This is a genomic window from Hymenobacter sp. FMD4, from assembly GCF_058932745.1.
In genome coordinates this window covers 112,822-132,732 of the sequence record NZ_JBZYWH010000010.1, presented here as the reverse complement: position 1 = coordinate 132,732, position 19,911 = coordinate 112,822, and the positions used below count along the sequence as shown (strand labels likewise).

14 protein-coding genes are annotated in these 19,911 nt (G+C 61.9%); 9 read left to right on the top strand and 5 right to left on the bottom strand.

Features of this window, described 5'->3' with window-relative positions; all coding sequences use genetic code 11:
• Window positions 1-62 precede the first annotated feature (62 nt).
• The 4 genes from AC5FXY_RS11685 (at window position 63) to AC5FXY_RS11670 (ending at window position 4,388) form a co-directional block, all read left to right on the top strand.
• A complete protein-coding gene (locus AC5FXY_RS11685) occupies window positions 63-1,616 on the top strand; it encodes a helix-hairpin-helix domain-containing protein (protein WP_493556856.1) in 1,554 nt (517 codons plus the stop codon).
• Window positions 1,617-1,698: 82 nt separating this feature from the next.
• The gene (locus tag AC5FXY_RS11680) at window positions 1,699-2,724 is read left to right on the top strand and encodes a hypothetical protein (RefSeq protein ID WP_493556855.1); all 1,026 of its coding nucleotides are present in this window, start codon (window positions 1,699-1,701) and stop codon (window positions 2,722-2,724) included.
• Between the two features lie 11 nt (window positions 2,725-2,735).
• Window positions 2,736-3,488: a hypothetical protein gene (locus AC5FXY_RS11675; RefSeq protein ID WP_493556854.1), complete on the top strand. Its 753-nt coding sequence runs from the start codon at window positions 2,736-2,738 to the stop codon at window positions 3,486-3,488.
• A gap of 237 nt (window positions 3,489-3,725) precedes the next feature.
• Complete coding sequence (locus tag AC5FXY_RS11670; protein WP_493556853.1) at window positions 3,726-4,388, top strand: pyridoxamine 5'-phosphate oxidase family protein; 663 nt, start codon at window positions 3,726-3,728, stop codon at window positions 4,386-4,388.
• Window positions 4,389-4,504: 116 nt separating this feature from the next.
• Here AC5FXY_RS11670 and AC5FXY_RS11665 read toward each other — a convergent pair whose 3' ends face one another.
• On the bottom strand, window positions 4,505-5,965 hold the full coding sequence (locus AC5FXY_RS11665) for a T9SS type A sorting domain-containing protein (RefSeq protein WP_493556852.1): 1,461 nt from the start codon (window positions 5,963-5,965) through the stop codon (window positions 4,505-4,507).
• Window positions 5,965-9,540 carry a phage tail-like protein gene (locus AC5FXY_RS11660; protein WP_493556851.1) on the bottom strand — a complete coding sequence of 1,192 codons (3,576 nt, stop codon included), beginning with the start codon at window positions 9,538-9,540 and terminating at the stop codon, window positions 5,965-5,967. The genes AC5FXY_RS11665 and AC5FXY_RS11660 overlap by 1 nt, the downstream gene beginning before the upstream one ends.
• 139 nt (window positions 9,541-9,679) lie before the next feature.
• Between AC5FXY_RS11660 and AC5FXY_RS11655 the strand changes: the two genes are divergently transcribed.
• Both AC5FXY_RS11655 and AC5FXY_RS11650 read left to right on the top strand, forming a co-directional pair.
• On the top strand, window positions 9,680-10,315 hold the full coding sequence (locus tag AC5FXY_RS11655; RefSeq protein WP_493556850.1) for a response regulator: 636 nt from the start codon (window positions 9,680-9,682) through the stop codon (window positions 10,313-10,315).
• A gap of 35 nt (window positions 10,316-10,350) precedes the next feature.
• Window positions 10,351-12,219: a T9SS type A sorting domain-containing protein gene (locus AC5FXY_RS11650; RefSeq protein WP_493556849.1), complete on the top strand. Its 1,869-nt coding sequence runs from the start codon at window positions 10,351-10,353 to the stop codon at window positions 12,217-12,219.
• A gap of 128 nt (window positions 12,220-12,347) precedes the next feature.
• Here the strand turns inward: AC5FXY_RS11650 and AC5FXY_RS11645 are convergent, their stop codons facing one another.
• Together AC5FXY_RS11645 and AC5FXY_RS11640 are read right to left on the bottom strand one after the other, a co-directional pair.
• Window positions 12,348-14,171, bottom strand: a complete 1,824-nt coding sequence (locus tag AC5FXY_RS11645; RefSeq protein WP_493556848.1) for a sensor histidine kinase — start codon at window positions 14,169-14,171, stop codon at window positions 12,348-12,350.
• Window positions 14,172-14,357: 186 nt separating this feature from the next.
• Complete coding sequence (locus tag AC5FXY_RS11640; protein ID WP_493556847.1) at window positions 14,358-14,774, bottom strand: hypothetical protein; 417 nt, start codon at window positions 14,772-14,774, stop codon at window positions 14,358-14,360.
• A gap of 494 nt (window positions 14,775-15,268) precedes the next feature.
• On the opposite strand from AC5FXY_RS11640, the gene AC5FXY_RS11635 reads away from it, so the two are divergent.
• The 3 genes from AC5FXY_RS11635 (at window position 15,269) to AC5FXY_RS11625 (ending at window position 19,639) form a co-directional block, all read left to right on the top strand.
• Window positions 15,269-16,609 carry a S8 family peptidase gene (locus tag AC5FXY_RS11635; protein WP_493556846.1) on the top strand — a complete coding sequence of 447 codons (1,341 nt, stop codon included), beginning with the start codon at window positions 15,269-15,271 and terminating at the stop codon, window positions 16,607-16,609.
• An 819-nt stretch (window positions 16,610-17,428) separates the two neighbouring features.
• Window positions 17,429-18,547, top strand: coding sequence for a Fic family protein (locus AC5FXY_RS11630; protein ID WP_493556845.1), 1,119 nt, complete (start codon window positions 17,429-17,431; stop codon window positions 18,545-18,547).
• 111 nt (window positions 18,548-18,658) lie between these two features.
• Window positions 18,659-19,639, top strand: coding sequence for a tyrosine-type recombinase/integrase (locus AC5FXY_RS11625; RefSeq protein WP_493556844.1), 981 nt, complete (start codon window positions 18,659-18,661; stop codon window positions 19,637-19,639).
• Window positions 19,640-19,671: 32 nt separating this feature from the next.
• Here AC5FXY_RS11625 and AC5FXY_RS11620 read toward each other — a convergent pair whose 3' ends face one another.
• Window positions 19,672-19,800 carry a hypothetical protein gene (locus AC5FXY_RS11620; protein WP_493556843.1) on the bottom strand — a complete coding sequence of 43 codons (129 nt, stop codon included), beginning with the start codon at window positions 19,798-19,800 and terminating at the stop codon, window positions 19,672-19,674.
• Window positions 19,801-19,911: the final 111 nt, after the last annotated feature.

Below are 19,911 nucleotides of genomic sequence, written 5' to 3'. Positions count from 1 at the left end.
CGGGAAAGGAACCGGAAAACGCACCTAAAGCAGAGCACTAACTCCTTTACAGCATTGAACCTGTGAGCCAAAGCAGTACCATCACCTTCTTACCGGAACCCGGTCCAACCGTAAAATCGGTGCCGTCCATCATCACGCCGGGTAAAGCCTACCAGTACGTGGATAATGGCGAGCCCATGCGCGGCGGCATGAAGGACGTTTATTTCGCGCCCGATAAGTCTTACGTGGTTGCTTTTTACCGCGACAAACAGGATTACAATTCCCGGGAACGGCTGAAGAAACTGGTGACGCAGTACTACGACAGCTTCTTTAACCGCGAAGGCGGCGAGTACTACAAGGAACTGTATTGCTGGCCTACCGACATGGTGGAAACCGCCGACGGGAAAGTGGGTTTGGTGGTGCCTACTTACAACAGGAACTTCTTTTTCAAGCAAGGGTACGCCACCAGCGAAGGCATCAAAGGCAAAGAGAAGCAGGGCTTGTGGTTTGCCTCGGCCAAGTTCCGGCACCCGCAGTTCGCCTTGCGGCTGGATGAAAGCGAGTTGGGCAACTGGCTTAGCTATTTCCAGATCTGCGTCAAAATTGCCCGGGGGGTGAAGCGCCTGCACGCCGCCGGGCTGGCCCATTCCGATTTATCCTATAAAAACGTCTTAATCGATCCGGTCAGTAAATCAGCCACCATCATTGACATCGACGGGCTGGTAGTACCCGGCCTGTATCCCCCCGATGTCATCGGCACCGCCGACTTTATTGCGCCGGAGGTACTGGCCACCAAACACCTGCCCCTGCGCGACCCGAACCGCAAGCACGCCAACCGCACCACCGACCTGCATGCCCTGCCGGTCATGATTTACCTGTACCTGCTCTACCGGCATCCGCTCAAAGGGGGAAAGGTCAACTCCCTGGATACGGAACAAGACGATCTGCTCTCGATGGGGGAAAAGGCCTTGTTCATTGAGCACCCGACGGACCACTCCAACCGGCCTAAAATGGATCAGGTGTCCAAATGGACGCTGCCTTGGGCGGATGTTGCCAAGTTACCCTACACCATTACCGGCCCGTACCTGAAAGCCTTGTTTGAGCAGGCCTTCGTAACGGGCCTGCACGAGCCCAACCAGCGGCCTAACGCGGACCAATGGGAACAGGCCCTGCTCAAAACTACCGATTTGATGCAGCCCTGCAGCAATCCTAAATGCCAGCAGAAGTGGTTTGTGTTTGATAACAGCACCTCGCCCAAGTGCCCGTTCTGCGGCACGCCGGTGAAAGGAACGCTGCCCGTGCTGGACCTTTACTACGAATTCAAGCCCACCGTCTGGCGCCCCGAGAATCACCGCCTCATGGTCTACCACAACCAATACCTGTTCCAGTGGCACGTGAACCGGCACGTGGTCAGAAATGAAAAACTGACGGCCGAGCAAAAGGTCCCGGTGGGGTATTTCACCTTCCACCACAACAAGTGGGTATTGGTAAACCAGAAACTCACCTCTTTAAAAGACCTCACCGAAGACAAAGAGATACCCGTGAATACCATGGTGGACCTCACCGACGGCAAGAAGCTGTTGCTCTCCAATGAAGAAGGCGGCCGGGTGGTGGTGATTACCATGGCCAATAAGTAGCGCCGCTACGGTTTCTAGAGACAGGAACGAGCAGAGCAGTGGAGAGGAAGTAAAACCTTAAAACGCCCTAACCCTTACCCAAATGAAAATCAAGCCACTAGGAGTTATTGTTGTTTTGTTGATCATAGGGGTGTTGGCCTATTTCGCCCTCGCTCCTCGTTTAACCGGGGGCAATGGCGACAACAATACCGCCGAGACCACCTCGCCCACCATACCCGGTAGCAACCGGGCAAGGGACAATACCACGGAGGTACCGGCTGCCGCAACTTCTACCCCTGCCGCCGGCGCAACCGAGGAAACCCGGGCGTTCAGCTACACGCCCGAGAAACCGGAGAATGGAACGCTACGCGGGGTCGTGGAGGTAGGGGCTACGGGCTTTAATTCCTTCGTCATCAATATGGACCGGCAGAAACGCTGGGAGATTGTGTCCAAAGACTTTGGCGAATCCCTGGCCTACGAAGGCCTGGCCACCACCGAAGACATCAGGGCTGGTCTTAAAAAATACCTGTCGGGCATGTTTGACAAAGGCGTGGCGAACAAAAACATGCACTTTGTGATTTCCTCGGGCGCCCAGAAAGAACCCAAAACCGCCATCATCAGCAATGAGCTAAAGAAGATGGGGTTTGTGGTGAACAATGTCACCGCCGAACAGGAAGGCAAGTTGGGCTTCAGTGCCACCGTGCCGGCCGCCTTTGCCGATAATTCTTTCCTGGTGGACATTGGATCAGGTAATACCAAAATCTCCTGGCAGGAGAATGGCCGCCTGCAATCCATTGAGTTGCCCGGCGCCAAGTACTACGCAAACGGCACCACCGATGAGCAGGTGTACAACCAGGTGAAAACGTTGGCCGCTAAAATACCGGCCAACAAGCGCAATGTTGGCTTCATCCTGGGTGGAGTGCCCTTCACCCTGGCCAAGCAACACCGCCAAGGAGAGGAAAGGTATACCGTATTAAAGGCTCCGGGGGCCTACAAGGCGGCCGACAAGAAAATGGCCTCGGGATTGAATATCTACAAAGGCCTGGCCGAGGCGACCGGCACCGACACTTTTGTGTTTGACTGGGATGCCAACTTTACCATCGGGTTCCTGCTGAGCCTCAACCAATAAGTTCTCTTCCCATGAGTTTCTTAAAGCAGTTGTTGACGCCGTTTGTGGAGTTTGAAAACGATTCCAAGCCAGGACCGGCAAAACCGAATCCACCGGTCCCCGCTCCGGCTGCGGCTCCGGCACCGACCACGCCTTCCTTTCTGCCCCCGCCATTACCGGCTGTCCCCGAAAACGCCCAGCATCCGTTGATCAACGGCCCTGCCACCCCCATTACTATTCCAGACCACGTTCCCACCTATTCGGCCGGCGGCACCATCACGGAACCTTTGCCCGAACACGAACAGTACTTTGAACGGTTGATTGATGAAGCGAATGCCCGCGACCCCTTGTTCCAGGGAACCGATTACAAGGAGTTCGTGGACAGCAAACTGGACATCGACGACATTCAGGACGAAGCCCTCAAGTACCAGACCGCTTACAACGTATTAAAAAGCACCGGCCTGACCAAAGAAAAGCTCCTTTCCACCGGCCAGGAATACCTAAACCTGATTGGTCGGGATTTGAATGCCTTTCAGAGTGCCCACGCGCAACAGTACCAGAAAGAGGTGCGGCCCAAGGAAGAACTGATCCAGCAGAAAGCGCAGGAACTGCAAACCCTGACCCAACGCTTGAATACCCTCAAAGCTGAAATCAATCAAATATCCCAGGAAATCAGCCTTACGAAAGATAAAATGAACACTACTAAAAACTCCTTTTTGCTGGCCGGCGAAAAAAAGCAAAAGGAGATTCAAACCGAACTACAGAAAATAACGCAACACTTTTAAGTTACTTCGCCGTAGCCGCGCTGCCACACCAGGCTGTCGCCGCGCCCAACGGAGCACCCGCCGGCAAGCCGGTGCCTTCCAGGACGGCTGCTAGCCGTTGGCATAGGTCCTCAGGGGGCAGTGTAAGGGTAGCAGGAAAACTGTTCCTAGCCTTGATTGCCTTGGGAACGGTTGTGAGCCTATTCGCTCAAATCAACGGCAGTGTAGGTACTCCAGCCGATCATCAGCGCTTGCGTAATGAATTATTCAAACCAACACTGCCCGCCCGCAAGTCCCTTGTTTGAGAGCCGAATCACGACCGAAGAGGAGCTGCGCAGCATCGTCGGCCACCCCAGCGAGCTGGTCCAGCGGAAAGTCATTTCTCGCCTCGACCCGCATTGCCGCGCCTTCATTGCGCAATCCCCCTTGCTTTTCCTCAGCACCGCCAACGAGCACGGCCGCTGCGACGTGTCCCCGCGGGGCGATGCCCCGGGGTTTGTGGAAGTCAGCAGCGAGACGCAGCTGATCATTCCGGAGAGGCCCGGCAACAAACGGTGCGATTCACTGCGCAACTTGCTATCCAACCCGGGCGTCGGCATCGTCTTCCTGATACCGGGCCTGCCAGAGAGTTTGCGGGTCAACGGCCGCGCTTTCCTAACCCGGGACAAGCACGTGCTGGGCAGACACCAGGTGGCGGGCCGGGTGCCGTCTGTGGCCATCGTGGTGGAAGTAACGGAAGCTTACGTGCACTGCGCCAAAGCCTTTATCCGATCCAAGGCCTGGCAGCCGGAAACCTGGTCGCGCAGCGAAGAACTGCCCGAAGTGCCCACCATGCTGGCCAGCCACATCAACCAGGACCGCTTTTCAGCCGAAGAAATTGCCCGCGCCTTGCAGACAAGCTACTCGCAGCGGTTGTATTGACGGGTCCTTAACCAGCTCCGGCGAAAACCCTGGATAGAAGCGCCCCCTTTGCCTGCAGAAGCTTGGTGGCTGCACGTGTCGGGCAACTGGGCGCGCCCCGCGCGGGCCCAACCCCACTACTCCCGCACCAGCTTGAGCGTGCGGGAGTAGTGGCCCTGGGTAACTTCCAGCACGTACAGGCCCGGTGGCAGTCGGGCGGCCTGCGGCAGCGCTGCGGTAGTGGTGCCCACCAGCAGCGTCAGCGGCTGCACAAACAACCGCCGCCCTACGGCATCCAGCACGCTTACCGTGGCGGGACCGGCCTCATCGGTGCGAATGCGCACGTCCAAGTGGGTGGCAAAGGGCTGCGGGTAGGCTTGTACCTGAAAGCCGCCCCCGGCCGGCACTGGCACGGTGCGCACGGGCGAAAGGGTCGTGGTGCCGTCCCGGTCAACTTGCCGCAGGCGGTAGTACACCACGGAGGCCGCGTAGCGAGTCAGGGCTGGGTCGGTAAGGCTGTAGTCATGGCGCGTCGGGCTGGTGCCCCGGCCGGCGACCGTGCCAATGCGGCTAAACGAGCGCCCATCCGCACTGCTTTCAACGTCGAATCGGTCGTTGTTCCGTTCCGATGCCGTAGCCCAGTGCAGCCAGGCAATATCGCCCTGGCGGTGGGCCGTGAAGCTGAGCAGCTCCACCGGCAAGGGATTGGCCACGTTGCTTACTGTCAGGCGCGACAACGTTTCAGTCGTAACGGTCAGGCTTCGGCCGGCCGCGTCGGCGGGGCTGCCCACGGCCTGCCAGCCGCTGCCGCTGTCGGCCAGGCGCCACGCCTGCCCGGTTCCAAACGCCAGCCCGTTGTCGTCGTCGGGCAGCCAGGTCAAGGTCAGGGAAAGCGAGGCGGTCGGCTGCTGCTCGGGTACCACGGTCCAGATCCGATCGATTCCGTGCTGGCTGGGCTGAGCCGGGTTTTGACCGAACGTAACGCCCGCGAGTTGCAGGCCGGCGCTGCGGGTGACGCGCACCGTGCCCAGGCTGTTGCCGCCGGGGTTCAGTGCGAAGCCATTGCCGAAATCAACCGGCGTGGCGCCGCTTACGGCGCTGCGCTCCACGCGCAGGTTGCCTTGCACGTAGCGGCCGCTGCCCTCGCCGCTGAGCGTAGCGCCGGCGGGCAGGGTCAGGGTGGCGTTGGGAGCAGTGCGCAGCAGGCCGCGCGTGAGCGACAAGTGCTGGGTCACGGTCAGGTCGGCGGGGAGCAGCACGCGGTTTTGGCCGCTGGCCCCGGTGTTATTCACCTCCAGCTGGGCAAAGGCCGCGCCGCCGCTCGTCAGCGTCTGGTCGCGGCTGCCCGCGAATACGATCTTGCCGCTGGCAGCCCCGAGGGTGCCCGCGTTGGTAAAGTCCCCGCCCACTTGCACCGTGCCGCCGAGGCTAAGCGTGGCCCCGGCCTGGTTGCTGAGCGTTCCGCTGACCGAAAGTAGGGCGTCGGCCCCGATGGTCAGCTGCGTGCCGGTATTAGTCAGGTTCTGGGCTGCGGCGGTGGCCGCCCCGGCCAGGGCCAGGGCGGCCGCAAGAAGCGTTTTAGCAGAAGGGCCGCGCATTACTTTACCGACGCTTTGGTGCCCAGCAGGTTTTCCAAAGCCTGCAGGCGCTGCGCCAGTTCGGCTTGTTGCGAGCTGGCTTCGGCTTTGAGCTGCTGCAGCTCCGTGCGGGTAGCGGCAGCATCGGCCTTCAGCGCCGCGTTCTGGCGTTGCAGCTCGGCTAGCTGGCGGGCCAGCTCTTGGGTGGCCGAGATATTGAGCATGGCCAGGGCCTCGTAGTCGACGGTGCGTACGTCGGCGTGCTCGAGGCCGAAGACGAACACCTGCTGGCCGGCCAGTTGCCGCGCCCCGCGCACCACAAGCGTCGTGCTGGTTATGGCTTTCACCGTGCCCAGCACTTCGCCGCCGGCGGCAATGAGCTTGACGCGCTGGCCGGCTTTGGCGCCGGCCGGCAGGGCCGACAGCGTCAGGCGCAGCAGCGAGTCGCTTTGCAGCTCAGCAGCCTTGGCCACGGCGTACACGTCGGGCAGAAAGCCGCTGTGCTGGCTCACAGCCTGCGGAAACACCTGCTCAACTTCCTGGGCAATAACCTTTTTGAACTTTCGCTCCCCGTACTCCACCCGGTCGCGCATCTGGTAGTCGGTGATGCGGATCTGGTTCAGCAGGGCCAGGTCAGCGACTTTATTGGAGAGGCCGATGACGGTTTTCAGGCGGCGGTCGGAAGTGGCGTTGAACTCCCCGCCCACGATGCGCCCGTTGGCGCGGATGCTGATGTCGCCGGGCGTGTCCGTGTAGTTGTGGCCCACGCCGCCGTAGTTCAGGTAGGAGTAGGTGTAGCGGCCCAGCCCGCCGCTGCGGCCCTGCACGTCGAGTTTCACGGCCGGGTTGGTGGTGCCGATGCCCACGTTGCCGTTGCTGAAGGTCAGCCAGTTGGCGCCGCTGGTGTTGCCGCTGAAGGCGCCGCCTTCCCCGATCTTAAACTTGTAGCTATCATCCGCGTCCAGGCCCATGTGGGCCCAGAAGTTGCCCGGCGAGTGCAGCACGATGAAGGGGTTGCTCTGCCGGATTTCCAGCGGGGCGTTGGGCAGGGCCGCGTTATTGAAGCCCGCCCCGATGCCCAAACGACCGTTCTTGAGCATCATCTGCTGGGTGCCGCCGCTGCCCGCGTCAAATTGGTTTTCGTTGTGGCTGCCGCCGGTGTACCAGGCAAAGGCGTCGCCGGTGCGGAAGTACTGCGTGCTGTTCTGCACCCCGATGCCGTAGCCGGTGCCCCACAAGTTCAGCATCTGCCGGGTGCTGCTGCCGAAGCCCAGCGTGCCGCTCACGCTGGCGTTGCCGCTCACGCTGGCGTTGCCGCCCACGCTGGCGTTGCCGCTGATGCTGGCGTTGCCGGCTACGTCGAGCTTGGTGGTCGGGTTGGCCGTGCCGATGCCCACGTTGCCGCCCCCGTCGGCCAGCACGGTGGTGCCCCGGATGTAGTTCTTGTTGTCGCCGCTGAAGTTGAAGTGAGTCGTGCTGCCGCCGCCGCCGGGCAGGCGCACCTCGCCGCTGCCAACCTCCAGCTTGGCCTGCGGATTGCTTGTGCCGATGCCCACGTTGCCGCCGCTGCCCACGCTCAGGCCTTGGCTGCCGCCGTTGCCGACGAGCTGATTGGCCCCCAGGTTCAGGTTCCGGGTGGCCGTGTGGTTGCCCAGGTTGTCGCCGGGCACGTTCACGAAGTTGCTGCCGTCGAGGGCCGGAGCGGGCAGGGTGCCGACCGGGGTCAGGCGCACGTAGCCGTTGCCAGCCTGCACGCCCTGGGCGTGGCTGACGCCCGTAACCAGCGAGGGGTGGGTGTACGACGAGCCGCCGCCCCCGCCCGCAATGGGCTCCCCGCCGCCCCCGCCGTAGTAGCCGCCGCCACCGCCGCCGCCGTTGGTGCCGCCCCGGCCGCCTTCGCCCAGGCTGCCCACCGCAGCGCCGCCCTGGCCGCCGGAGCCGCCGGCCGTCTGGCTGCCGCCGCCGCCGCCCCGCCACGTCGTGCCGGAGGAGATGTAGTTCTGGCCCGGGTTGCCCGTCAGGCCCCCGCCGTGCCCGCCGTTGATGGGGGGTGTAGCCGACGAGGAAGTCATGCCGCCGCCGCCGCCGGCTACCACCACACGGCTGGCCAGGTCGGCGCCGCCCACGCGCAGGTCACTGGCGCCGCCCCCGTTGCCGGCGGGCGGGTTGCTGCCGGAGGCGCCGCCCCCGTTGTAGCCGTTGACGCCGCCCACGTACACCGTCACCACCTGCCCCGGCGTGACCCGGAGCACGCCCTGAACGCGGCCGCCGTAGCCGCCGTAAGCACCCGGGTAATTCGACGGGGGCGCCCCGGCGGCGCCTACTACTTCAAAGTTCAGCGCCGTCACGCCCAACGGGACGCTGTAGGTTTGCGGGCTGCCCGTGAAGGCGAAGTTTACCGGGCCCAGCGGCGCCGGCCCGCCAGCCGGTGGAGTGGTGTCGGGCAGGTACTCCACCCACTGGGCGCCGTTCCACAGGTTGAGCGTGCCGGTGTCGGTGTTGAACACCAGCATACCCCTTTCGGTGGGGGTGGGCTGCAGCGCGTCGCGCTGGGCGCGGCTCAGGCGCGGGGGCAGAAAGCCCTGCGTGGTGCTGCTCACGTCCAGCGCTGACTTGGCGTTGGGCGCGGTGGTGCCGATGCCCACGGTGCCGCCGCTGCTGATGCTCAGGCCGTTGGTGCCGCCGTTGCCCACCAGCTTGTGGGTTGCCAGGTTCAGGTTCTGGGTGGCCGTGTGGTTGCCCAGGTTGTCGGCGCCCACGGGCAGCGCGACGGTATTGCCGCCCGAGATGCCCAGCGTCTGCCCGTTGAGGGTCAGCGTCTGCGGCGCGGGCGTGGTGGCGGCAGTGGTTTGTACGGTGTTGTCGGGGAAGCGGAAGCCGCCCTGGCTGGAGTAGATCTGCCCGGCCACCTGCAGCTTCTGCGTGGGGGTGGTGGTGCCCACGCCCACGTTGCCCGCGCCCCGGGGCAGCAGGTTCAGGTTCTGGTCGGGGTTGGTGCCGGTGGCGTAGAGCGAGTTGTAGCCGAAGCCGATACCCTGGGAGCCATTGGAGTGGCGAAATTCCACCCCGGTGTCGCTCTCGCCGAAGTCGCCGGTGACGTACAGGGACCGGCCGGTGGCGTGCGTGCCCGAGCGGTTACCGTGCTGCACGTCCAGGCGGTTCTGCGGGTTGCCCACGCCCAGGCTCACGTTGCCGCTGCTGCCGATGCTCAGGCCCGCGGTGCTACCGTTGCCCACGAGCTGAAAAGAGCCCAGACTCAGGTTCTGCGTGGCCACGTGACTTCCGAGATTGTCGCCGGCGGGGCTGGGATTGAGGTAGGTCCAGGCCGTACCGGTATAGTACCAGAAACCCAACTGCACGCCGGTGGTCTGGTACACCAGCAAACCCGTAGCCGGGCTCTGAATGGCCGCCCGCTCACTCGCCGTCATGCGCGGGGCCAGCAAGCCCTTGGTGGTCGAGCTCAGATCCAGCAGGGCCGAAGCGGCCGGCGTAGTCGTGCCGATGCCGACGCCGCCCGTAGTCTGGGCGTGGGTGGCCTGGACTAGGCCAACGAGGGCTGTCAGCGCTAGACCAGCGCGGCGTAAAAATGTTTTCATGCAGTAGGGAGGATAGATGCGCGGAAATTTGGCGGGGCAAAAGTCCGAACTGCGCCCCGGGGACGCAAGCCGCGGCCATACCTCATTTGAGGATATAGCCGGAGTTGCATACCAACGCCCCGGCCCGGTCCTTTGCAGCATGAACCCCATCCGATTGGCCATCGTGGAGGACGACCCGGAGCTGCGCGAGCTGCTGCACGGCTACCTCTGCGCGCAGCCCGAGTTTGATTGCGTTATCCTGGCCGACTCGGCGGAAGCTTTCCTGCGCGAGCTCACCGACGTGCGCCAGCCGCCCGAAGTCATCCTGCTCGACATCCACCTGCCCGGCATGAGCGGCATTGAAGCGCTGCCCCTGATCAAGCAGCGCCTGCCCGGCGCCGACGTAGTCATGCAAACCGTGTTCGACAACGCCGACCGCATCTACCAGGCTCTGTGCGCCGGGGCCAGCGGCTACGTGCTCAAGCACACGCCCCTGCCCGAGCTGAAGGCCGCCGTGCAGGACGTGCACCGCGGCGGGGCCCCCATGAGCCGCTCGGTGGCCCGCAAGGTGCTGGCCCACTTCAAGCCCGCCCCCTCGGTGCAGGCCGACGTGCTCACCGAGCGGGAACGGGAGGTGGTACAGGCCGTGGTCGACGGACTAAGCGATAAGCAGGTAGCCGCTCGCCTGAACCTATCGGTGGAGACAGTGCGCACCTACACCAAACGCATCTACAAGAAGCTGCAAGTCAGCGGCCGCTCGGAGCTGATGAGCCGCTCGGCCCGGGGCAAGCTGTAAGCCTTCCTTTCGCATTCCCACCTTCTTCTCTGCTTATGACCAAATTCTACGCTTCCATCACCCGCTTGCTCGGTGCGGCTTTCCTGCTGACCGCGGCAGCCCCAGCGGCGCAGGCGCAACTGCCCTACGCGGCCACCAACGTGGTGAATACCGCCGGCACCTACACTGATTTGGGCACCGCGGGCACCGTGATCAGCACCGGCGGCAACTTCGACGACGCCAACTCGGCCCCGCAGAACATCGGCTTTACGTTCACCTTCAACGGCCAGGCCTATACGCAGTTCGTGCTCAACACCAACGGCTTTCTTAAGCTGGGGGCCGCAGCGCCGGCGGCGCCGTTTTTCGCCACCCAGTTTCAGGCGGCCAGTGGGGGAGCGGGCCTGATCTACTCCGCCGAAACCAACCTGCTGATTCCCTTCAACACCGACCTGATAGCCGGCACGGCCGGGGCCGAGTACCGCGTGGCCACCACGGGCATAGCGCCCAGCCGGGTGTGTACCGTGCAATGGAAAAACGTGAGCGACAAACCCGAGGGCAGCCTGGGCACGCAGTACGATAACTTCTCGTTTCAGGTAAAGCTCTACGAAGCCAGCAACCAAGTGGAGTTCGTGTACGGCCCCGCGGCCGCGGGCTCCGGCCCCGACGCGCTGCGCTACGTGTACGTGGCCTTGAAGGGCAACTCGCCGGCGGCGAACGAGGTAGTGAGCGGCGGCAAAAACTCCGCCGAGGCCTGGAGCATCGCCGGTTTCCGGCAGGGGCACGACACCCACAACGTGCGCAGCAGCGTCCGTCCCGATGCCGGACGGACGTATCGCTTTTTTTCGTCGGTGCCGAATGACGCCAGCGTGTACCTTTTCAGCTACGATCAAGTGGCCGTGCCCGCCGGTTCGCCCACTGCGCTGCGGGCTTTGGTAACCAACGTGGGCACAACCGCGCTGCCCGCGGGCACGGCCACGCTAACGGTAAGCGGAGCCAACAGTGGACAGGCTACGCAGACCGTGCCTGCCCTGGCTTCCGGGGCCGTAGCCGAAGTCAGTTTCCCCGGCATTACCTTGCCGAACCAGGGCGCAAACACCGTCAGCGTGACGCTGGCGCCCGACGGCAACAACGCCAACAATACCAGCAGCTTGCCGCTGCTTACCACGGCCACTACGTTTTCTTACATCACGCCCGGCTTGGCTAACACGGCGGGGTCCAACAGCATGGGGCCGGGGGGCGGCCTGGCGGCGCGCTTTGCCCTGAGCACCCCGCAGACCATAACGGCGGTGCGCGCTTTTATCAGCGCGAATCCCAACCCCAGCCTTTCGGCCTTGGGCGAAACCTTCTACGGGGTGGTAGTGAACCGCAGCACCGGCGCCGTGCTGGGCCGCTCGGCTGATTACGTGGTTACCGCCGCCGACCTCGATGCCGTGCACTCCTTTGCGCTGCCGGCCCCGGTTGCCGTGCCGGCGGGTGACTTTCTGGTGGGCATGGTTAAAGTGGGCGGCAAGCCGCAGGTTTTCGCGCTGGGCACGCAGAACGAGCCCATTGTGCGCAGCAACAGCTTTTTTGCCATCACCGCCGGCAGCGCCCCCATCGATATGAGAAACGGCACGAACGGTAAATTCATGATTGAAGCCGTGCTGGGCGCAGTCGCTACGGCGGCCACGACGGCGGCTCCGGAGCAGTCCGTATCTGTATTCCCCAACCCTTCCGGCGACGGCCGCTTTCAGCTGGAAGTCGCACGTGGGGCCGCGGGCTGCGAGGTAGCTGTTACCACGCTGCTGGGCCAGTGCGTGTACGCGGGAAGGATGGATGGCCAACGGGCGCAACTGGATTTGTCCGGGCTGACAGCCGGCGTTTACCTGCTGCAGGTGCGGCAAGGCGCCAACCTGACGCAACAGCGCCTGATCATCACGAAGTAGCAGCCTAGCTGCCGCTCACCCGAGCTAGATAGGCAACCATCCGATAAACCCCGGCCTCCCTCTTCGAATGAGAAGGGAGGCCGGGGTTTTAGCAGGGCTTCGCAGCCGGGCTTAGCCAGGCAGGTGGTCTAGAACGGTACGGTAAGCATTACCTGGAAGCCCTGGCCCTCGTCGGGCCCAGCCGAGAGCGTGCCTTGCAGGGCCTGGGCGCGCTGCTGCATACTGCGCAGGCCCAGGCCGCTGCGGCGGCTGGGCCCGGGCTGTGCTTCGCCGTTGTCGCGCACGGTAAGCTGCAGGGTATTCCCGTGGCGGGCCAGCGCCACCCACAGGTCGGTAGCGCCGCGGGCGTGTCGGACGGCGTTGGTTACGGCCTCCTTAAAAATCAGGTACAGGTTCTGACGCAGCTCGGAGGGCAGCGGCTGCTCATCTTCCGCCAGGCCGGTAACCTGCAGCTGGGTGGACAGTCCAACCGGGGCCGCCGACTGGTCGAGGTGTTCCCGCATGCGGTCGAGCAGGGCCCCCACGGTGTCGGCCTGCGCATCAATGCCCCACACAATATCGCGCATGGTGCTGGCGGCGGAGCGGGCATTGGTCTGCAGGCGGCTCAGGGCGGGATTTTCCGCCGGCTGGTTTTTGCTGAGCAAGTCGGCCTGCACGCTCACCCGCGCCAGCAGCGTGCCCACTTCGTCGTGCAGATCAGCGGCAATGCGGCTGCGCAGCCTCTCCTCGCGCAGGGCCCGCTCCAGCCGCCGCCGCTGGCGCCCGTACCACAGCACCCCCGCCGCCGCCAGCGTAGCCGCCACCGCCAGCAGCAGCAACGCCTGCAAGCGGGTGCGTTGCCGCACGGCCTGCAACTCCTGCACCTTGGCTTGCTGGGTGAGGGCGCGGATGCGCAACTCCTTCTGCTCGGTGTCGAAGCGCACGCGCAGGGCGGCTATTTCTTCGATTTTGGCCGTGTTCACCAAGCTGTCGTGCAGGGCAATGTAGCGCTGCTGCCAGGCGTAGGCCTGTTGGAAGTCACCTGATTCCTTGCTTAAGCCGGCCAGGTCGAGGTAGCACTCGGCCATCACGTCCTTGTTGTCGCTCTGCCGGGCGTAAGCCAGGCCCTGGCGGCTGTAGGCGGTGGCCGCACCCCAGTTTTTCAGGCCCCGTTCAATGCCGCCCAGCAGGGCGTAGTTCACGCCCAGGTAGTAAATGTTGCCGGCCGCCGCGGCCAGTTGGTTGGACTGCTGCGCGTACTGCCGGGCCTGCTTCCACTGGTGTTGATCGTAGGCCAGCTGAGCCAGGTTGGTCAGGCAACTGGTTTTACCCAGGTCGTTGCCCAGGGAATCGTAGAGGGCCAGCGCGTGCTGCAGCTGCCGGCGGGCCGGGGCCACCTGCTCGCGCAGCCGCAGCACGTTGCCCAGGTTGCCCGCAAACAGGGCCTCATCGGCCACCGAGCGGCGCTCGTGCGCCAGGGCCAGGGCTTTTTCCAGGTAGTGCTGGGCGTCGGCGTATTCTTTCTGCAGCAGGTGCAGGCTGGCTAGACCGTTGTAGGCAAAGCCGATGATCTGCGGGTTGGCGGGGGGCTGTTGGGCCAGTTTCAAGGCCTCCAGGAAGTACTGCGTGCCAGCCAGGAAATTGGCCTCGTACATGGCACAGTTGCCCAAATCCGTCAGGCACTTGAGCTGCCCGCGGCGGTAGCCTAGCTGCCGCGCCAGCGCCAGGCCGCGCTGCCCGTAGGCAATGGCCTGCTTCAGATCGGAGTTGCTTAACTGCCAGCAGAGTTCGTCCAGTGCCAGCACCCGGTTAGTATCAGCTGGCCCGGTGGTTAATTGCGCCCGCAGGCTGTCGAGGCTTTTATCCGCTGAGCCGGCCGTCACCGGCTGCGCCAGGCCGACGGTTAGCACTACGGCCGCGGCAAACCCGTAAGCCCGGACATGCTTCGCAATTGAACTTATCGGTGTTCTCATCACCGGGCAAAGATCAGGCAAAAGAGGCGAAGCAGCCACTTGGTATGCCTGAGCAGGGCAGTTGCTTTAACACCACACTACCGGCACCCCAGGTAAGCTCCTCTTGGGGAGCGTGGAGGGCACTGCAATAGGAATTTACGTTACGCCTTAACCTACTGCACCCCCGGCGGCGGTGCCCCATTGCCCCTACGCCTTGGTGCCGATCCAGCCGGCAGCGGCCTCGGGGGAGGCGAACATCCGGAAGGTGATGCCCGGCAGATGGGCTTCCTGCTCCACCTGAGCAGCCGGCATCAGCGCCAGCTGCTCGGGCGGGTACACGCCGGCGCCCACGATGGAGGTGCCGCCCTCGGTCTGACGGGTAAGCCAATAGTCCAGGATCCAATCGCGCTCTTCAGCCAGGAAAGGCGTCATCACGCGGTGGTCCGACAGCAATTTATGCCAGCCACGCAGGTGCAGCAGTTGCCCGGTGTGCTGCAAAAACGCTTGGAGGTGAAACAAGTCCCGGGGACCGGGATGGTACTGAATCACGGCGTAACCGTCGGGGTGTTCCAGCACCCGGCCCGCGGGGTTCTCGAAATAGATGCGTAAGGCGGAAAAAGACATGCGGGAGTAAGTAACCGGCACAAAAATAGGCTCGCCTTTTGGGATGGGCCAGCCGATGCCCCCTTTTACGGTTCTGGCACATGCTGCGCTGCTTGCGGATTCTGAAATATTGCCAGCTCGAGGTGGCCGCTGTTGCGGCGCTGCCGATTACCTCTGCCTAAGGGACCAGCTAGTCCGGCGAGGCCAGACGGACAGAGCTTTAACTGCGCCTCTATCTGCCTTATTGCTTCATCACATAAACAGCAGTACCCCAATCGTCTGGCTAGGTGAGTAAAGAGAGCTGACTGCTGCATTTAATATTATTACAAATAATAAATATATTATTTGGTAAATGTTTAAAATTTCAAGTTGTTTATTGCAGTCTTTATAATTTATCATACATTGAGCATACTTACCCATCACTTTTACTCGCTCTTAAACCACCTTTTATGAAAACAAAGTACCATGTCCTAAGCAAGACTTTGCTTGGTATTACTGCTGCGGCAACCCTAACAATGGTATCCTGCGATACCGACGTAGACGCTCCCCGCAATGAGGTAGAAGCTCTGGAACAGTCAGCAGATGCCGCGGGGATACCGGGCAAAGATTACGTCGCCAACGAGGTGCTCGTAAAGTTCAAACCCGGCGTTTCTGCTGAAGCCCGCGCCGCGGCCCTGGCCCGGATCAACGGCCGCGTAGCCGAGCGCATCGTCACCAGGGCCATGGAGCGCGCCGGTGACCGGGAAGGCCTGCACCTGGTGAATACCCCACTGGCCGCTTTGGATGCCCTTGCCCGGGTTAAAGGCAATGAAGTTGAATTTGCCGAGCCCAACTGGATTTACCAGCACACCGCCGCCAGCACCGATCCATACTTCACCAACGGCTCCTTGTGGGGTTTGTACGGCGACGCCTCCGCGCCTGCCAACCAGTACGGTAGCCAGGCAGCCGAAGCCTGGGCAAATGGTAATACCGGCTCGGCCTCGGTGGTGCTCGGCATCATTGACGAAGGAGTACAGTTTGACCACCCCGATTTGGCGGGTCAGGTATGGACCAACCCGTTTGACCCGGTTGACGGCGTAGACAACGATGGCAACGGCTACATCGACGATGTCCACGGCTGGGACTTTGACGGCAACGACAACGGCGTTTACGACGGGGGCACGCGCGGGGCCTACGACGACCACGGCACGCACGTAGCCGGCACCATCGGAGCCAAAAACGATGGCAAAGGGGTAGTAGGGGTAGCGTGGAACGTGCGCATGATTTCGTGCAAGTTCCTAGGCCGCCGCGGCGGCACTACGGCCAACGCTGTAAAGGCCGTAGACTACCTGAACGACCTGAAAACGCGCCACGGTATTAACCTGGTGGCCAGCAACAACTCCTGGGGCGGCGGCGGCTTCTCCCAGGCGCTGTACGACGCGGTAAACCGGGCCAACACCCAGAACATTCTCTTCGTGGCCGCCGCCGGCAACGGCGGGAGCGACGGGGTAGGCGACAACAACGACGTAACTCCGAGCTTCCCCTCGAACATGGACCTGCCCAACGTCATTGCGGTGGCAGCCATCACCAACACCGGCGCCAAGTCGTCGTTCTCTAATTACGGAGCAACCACCGTCGACATCGGCGCCCCCGGTTCAGCTATCAATTCGACCACGGCTTTCAACACGTATTCGTCTTACAACGGTACCTCGATGGCCACACCGCACGTGACCGGCGGCGTGGCACTCTACGCCGCCACGCACCCCGGCGCCACGGCCGCCGCGATTAAAAACGCCATCCTCAGCAGCGCAGTACCAACGCCTTCCCTGGCGGGTCGGTGCGTTACCGGTGGCCGCCTCAACGTAAGCGGCTTCTAATTTTCGCTTGCCGCCAGTTCTTGGCTTAGGCTTTTGGGTCCGAATTGAATCTTGCTTTGCGCGAGGTTTGATTCGGACCTTGGCTTTATCCCTTCTTGGATCAACTTGCCCCGGCCAGACGAGAAGCGTACAAGCAGCCCATGGTATTTGTGGTAAGAACCATGGGCAACCGCCTGCAAGCGGTCCTGGGTAGGACCTGGGACTGGCCCGATCATGGTAGCGACTAACCGGCATCTGGGCCTTGCGGGCTGCTAGCCGGCCTTTTGAGTGCTTGACCGGTTGCACCCATTGACGGGCCAGCAGTTTGTGGCCAGCGCGAGGGAAAATCAGATTGTGAGTAGTCGTAATCAACTTGTCGTCGGGCGCCTACCCACTGGGCCACTCTAACGAGGGTTGGCGACATTATCCGCTTGCTGCAGCGGGAGAACGATTAGCCCGAACCGACAGCTGCTCGCGAAAGGCTATCAGTTGGCTGGTTGCAGCACCACCAACGTAGCGGGTATGGCGAACAGCGCAGCCATAATTCGTGTAGGGGCAAGCCTGGACGCACAGGTAATCATTTACATGCGGCTGACCGGGGTAAAAGGCGAAGCGCAAATACGCCCGAACTTTTGACATGGGCTGCTGACTTTTCAACGGTCGGTTGGGGCACCGTTGCCCGTAGGTTATACCTTGTCGGCGGGCCTTGCCTACTGCATTTGCCGAAGGCCAAGCCAGACTTGATCGTTGCGGCCAACAATTGTTGGTGCCACGAATAGGGCGTATATTCGTGTCAAACTATGACACGAATATACGCCCTATTCGTGGCCGCTCGTAACCATGTATATCCACGAACGCAAAGATTGGCCATGGTTTACTTGGCAGGCGAATCGCATTGAGACTTTACTGGGTGAGGTGAACCGTCAGCAGGGGCGGTTGCTGGGTCGGATGGAGTCGCTGGGCTTTGCCCTGCAGGAAGAGGCCGTGCTGGCTACCATCACGCAGGATGTGGTAAAGTCTTCGCAAATCGAGGGTGAGCGGCTGGATGTAGCGCAGGTGCGCTCATCAATCGCGCGGCACTTAGGGCTAGAGGTAGCTGGGTTGATTCCGTCATCCCGGCAAGTGGACGGCGTAGTGGCCATGCTGCTGGACGCCACGCAGCGCTACCAGCAGGCCCTGACGGCCGAGCGGCTGCTAGGCTGGCACGCCTTGCTGTTTCCGACCGGCTACTCGGGGATGTACCGGATCCGGGTAGGGCAATGGCGGCAAGACGAGTCGGGGCCCATGCAGGTGGTGTCCGGCGCCCCGGGCCGGGAGAAGGTGCACTTCGAGGCCCCGGCGGCCGCGCGTCTGCCGGCGGAGATGGACCGGTTTCTGGCTTGGTTTAACGAGCCGGTGGTTGTATCAGGCCTGGATCCGGTACTCAAGGCCGCCCTGGCCCACCTGTATTTTGTTACCCTGCACCCGCTGGAAGACGGCAACGGCCGCATTGCCCGGGCCGTTACCGATATGCAGCTAGCCCGGGTGGACCAGACGGCCAAGCGCTTTTACTCCATGTCGTTTCAAATCGAGCGCCACCGCCGCGCGTACTACGACATCCTGGAGCAAACCCAGAAAGGCGACCTGGACGTTACGGCCTGGCTTGCTTGGTTTCTTACCTGTTTGGGCAATGCCATTGCCGCCTCCAACGATCTGCTCTCCGCTATTTTGCGGAAGGCGGAATTCTGGCGCCTGCACGCGGCTACGCCGTTTAACGAGCGGCAGCGCCGGATGATCGATAAGCTTTGGGGGGACTTTGTCGGCAAGCTCAACTCGAGCAAGTGGGCCAAGATGAGCGCTTGCTCCAAGGAGACGGCCGTGCGGGACATCAACGACCTGTTGGCGAAAGGCGTGCTGCGCAAGGAAGAGGCTGGCGGCCGCAGCACCAGTTATCTACTGAACCCTGAATCGGGTGGCTGAGCAATCGCTCTGCAGTAAACTTAGTACCGATAATACTTACTTATCGGTACTAAGTTTAAAAGTCGTATTTTCGAGGTGAAAACTCATCGGTACTCCTTTATTATATAGCACATGGAAAAGTCAGCCCAGCTCGCCGTGGTCGTACCCACCCGGAATCACGCGTTGGTCGAGTTACCACCTTCGGTGGCCAAGTACGTCGAGGCCGGGCTACACGGCGCGGAGAATACCAAGCGCGGGTACGCTGCGGACTTGCGGAGCTTTCAGGATTTTTGTGAGCACCATAACCTAGTGCATTTGCCAGCTGATGTGACGACCGTAGCAGCGTATGTGTCGCAACTGGCGGATCGTGGATTGAAACTAGCTACCATACGCCGGCATGTGGCGGCCATCAGCAAGTTGCATCAACTCGCGGGGCAGCCTTCGCCTACGAACCATGAAGCGTTGAATGTGGTGCTGGACGGCATTGCGCGGGTGGTTGGCAAACGGCAGCGGCAAGCTCCTGCCTTTACAGTGGCGGAATTAAAGCAAGCTATTCGGGCAATGGATCTGACTACACCAACAGGTCTTCGGGATCGGGCAGTGCTACTGCTGGGCTTTGCCGGAGCGTTTCGCCGGTCTGAACTCGTGGCGCTCAACGTAGAAGACGTGGAGATGACGCGTCAAGCATTGGTGATTCATCTGCGGCGTAGTAAGACGAACCAGTACGGGCAAGAGGAAGACAAAGCATTATTTTATGCTCCTGGTGCAGATTATTGTCCAGTGAGGGCGGTACAAGAATGGATTGAATTTTTAGGACGGAGTACCGGGCCGCTGTTTACGCGCATGAGCCGTGGTAACAAGAATCGTCCCGCTCAACCCGGGAAGGCACGTTTGAGCGACCAGAGCGTGAATGATTTGGTGCAGCGCCACCTTGGCCCTGCTTACACTGCTCACTCGTTAAGAGCGTCATTTGTTACCGTTGCTGTGGAAGCTGGCCAATCAAACAAAGCAATCAAGAACCAAACGAAGCAAAAAACGGATGCAATGATTGAGCGCTATGCTAGACTAGATGATGTCAAACGCTTTAATGCGGCTCAATATTTAGGACTTTAAAAGTCCACCTACAGCAAGCCGCCTCGCATCTGCTATCCTGCATCGGCCGTCATCTCCCGTCCGACCACCCCAACGTCGAGCACCTGCGCCAACGCCTCACCGTCATTAACCTCAAGGAGAAGCGCGGCCTCTTCCCGCATGACCAAGATCAGCTGCTGCATAATGCAGCCCACGCCGCTCAGCCCCAAAGCTCATTAATGCGCGACAACGCGCCTAAGAGTGCCGCTTAGCCGTGCAATATCCCCTAACCCTGCCGTCTGAGTTATCCGTGC

Excerpts from the sequence above, each read along its gene's own strand:
- AC5FXY_RS11655 (WP_493556850.1), top strand. The coding sequence starts at position 9,680 with ATGAACCCCATCCGATTGGCCATCGTGGAGGACGACCCGGAGCTGCGC.
- AC5FXY_RS11650 (WP_493556849.1), top strand. The coding sequence starts at position 10,351 with ATGACCAAATTCTACGCTTCCATCACCCGCTTGCTCGGTGCGGCTTTC.
- AC5FXY_RS11680 (WP_493556855.1), top strand. The coding sequence starts at position 1,699 with ATGAAAATCAAGCCACTAGGAGTTATTGTTGTTTTGTTGATCATAGGG.
- AC5FXY_RS11625 (WP_493556844.1), top strand. The coding sequence starts at position 18,659 with ATGGAAAAGTCAGCCCAGCTCGCCGTGGTCGTACCCACCCGGAATCAC.
- AC5FXY_RS11660 (WP_493556851.1), bottom strand. The coding sequence starts at position 9,540 with ATGAAAACATTTTTACGCCGCGCTGGTCTAGCGCTGACAGCCCTCGTT.
- AC5FXY_RS11640 (WP_493556847.1), bottom strand. The coding sequence starts at position 14,774 with ATGTCTTTTTCCGCCTTACGCATCTATTTCGAGAACCCCGCGGGCCGG.
- AC5FXY_RS11645 (WP_493556848.1), bottom strand. The coding sequence starts at position 14,171 with ATGAGAACACCGATAAGTTCAATTGCGAAGCATGTCCGGGCTTACGGG.
- AC5FXY_RS11675 (WP_493556854.1), top strand. The coding sequence starts at position 2,736 with ATGAGTTTCTTAAAGCAGTTGTTGACGCCGTTTGTGGAGTTTGAAAAC.
- AC5FXY_RS11670 (WP_493556853.1), top strand. The coding sequence starts at position 3,726 with ATGAATTATTCAAACCAACACTGCCCGCCCGCAAGTCCCTTGTTTGAG.
- AC5FXY_RS11635 (WP_493556846.1), top strand. The coding sequence starts at position 15,269 with ATGGTATCCTGCGATACCGACGTAGACGCTCCCCGCAATGAGGTAGAA.
- AC5FXY_RS11630 (WP_493556845.1), top strand. The coding sequence starts at position 17,429 with ATGTATATCCACGAACGCAAAGATTGGCCATGGTTTACTTGGCAGGCG.
- AC5FXY_RS11620 (WP_493556843.1), bottom strand. The coding sequence starts at position 19,800 with ATGCAGCAGCTGATCTTGGTCATGCGGGAAGAGGCCGCGCTTCTCCTT.
- AC5FXY_RS11665 (WP_493556852.1), bottom strand. The coding sequence starts at position 5,965 with ATGCGCGGCCCTTCTGCTAAAACGCTTCTTGCGGCCGCCCTGGCCCTG.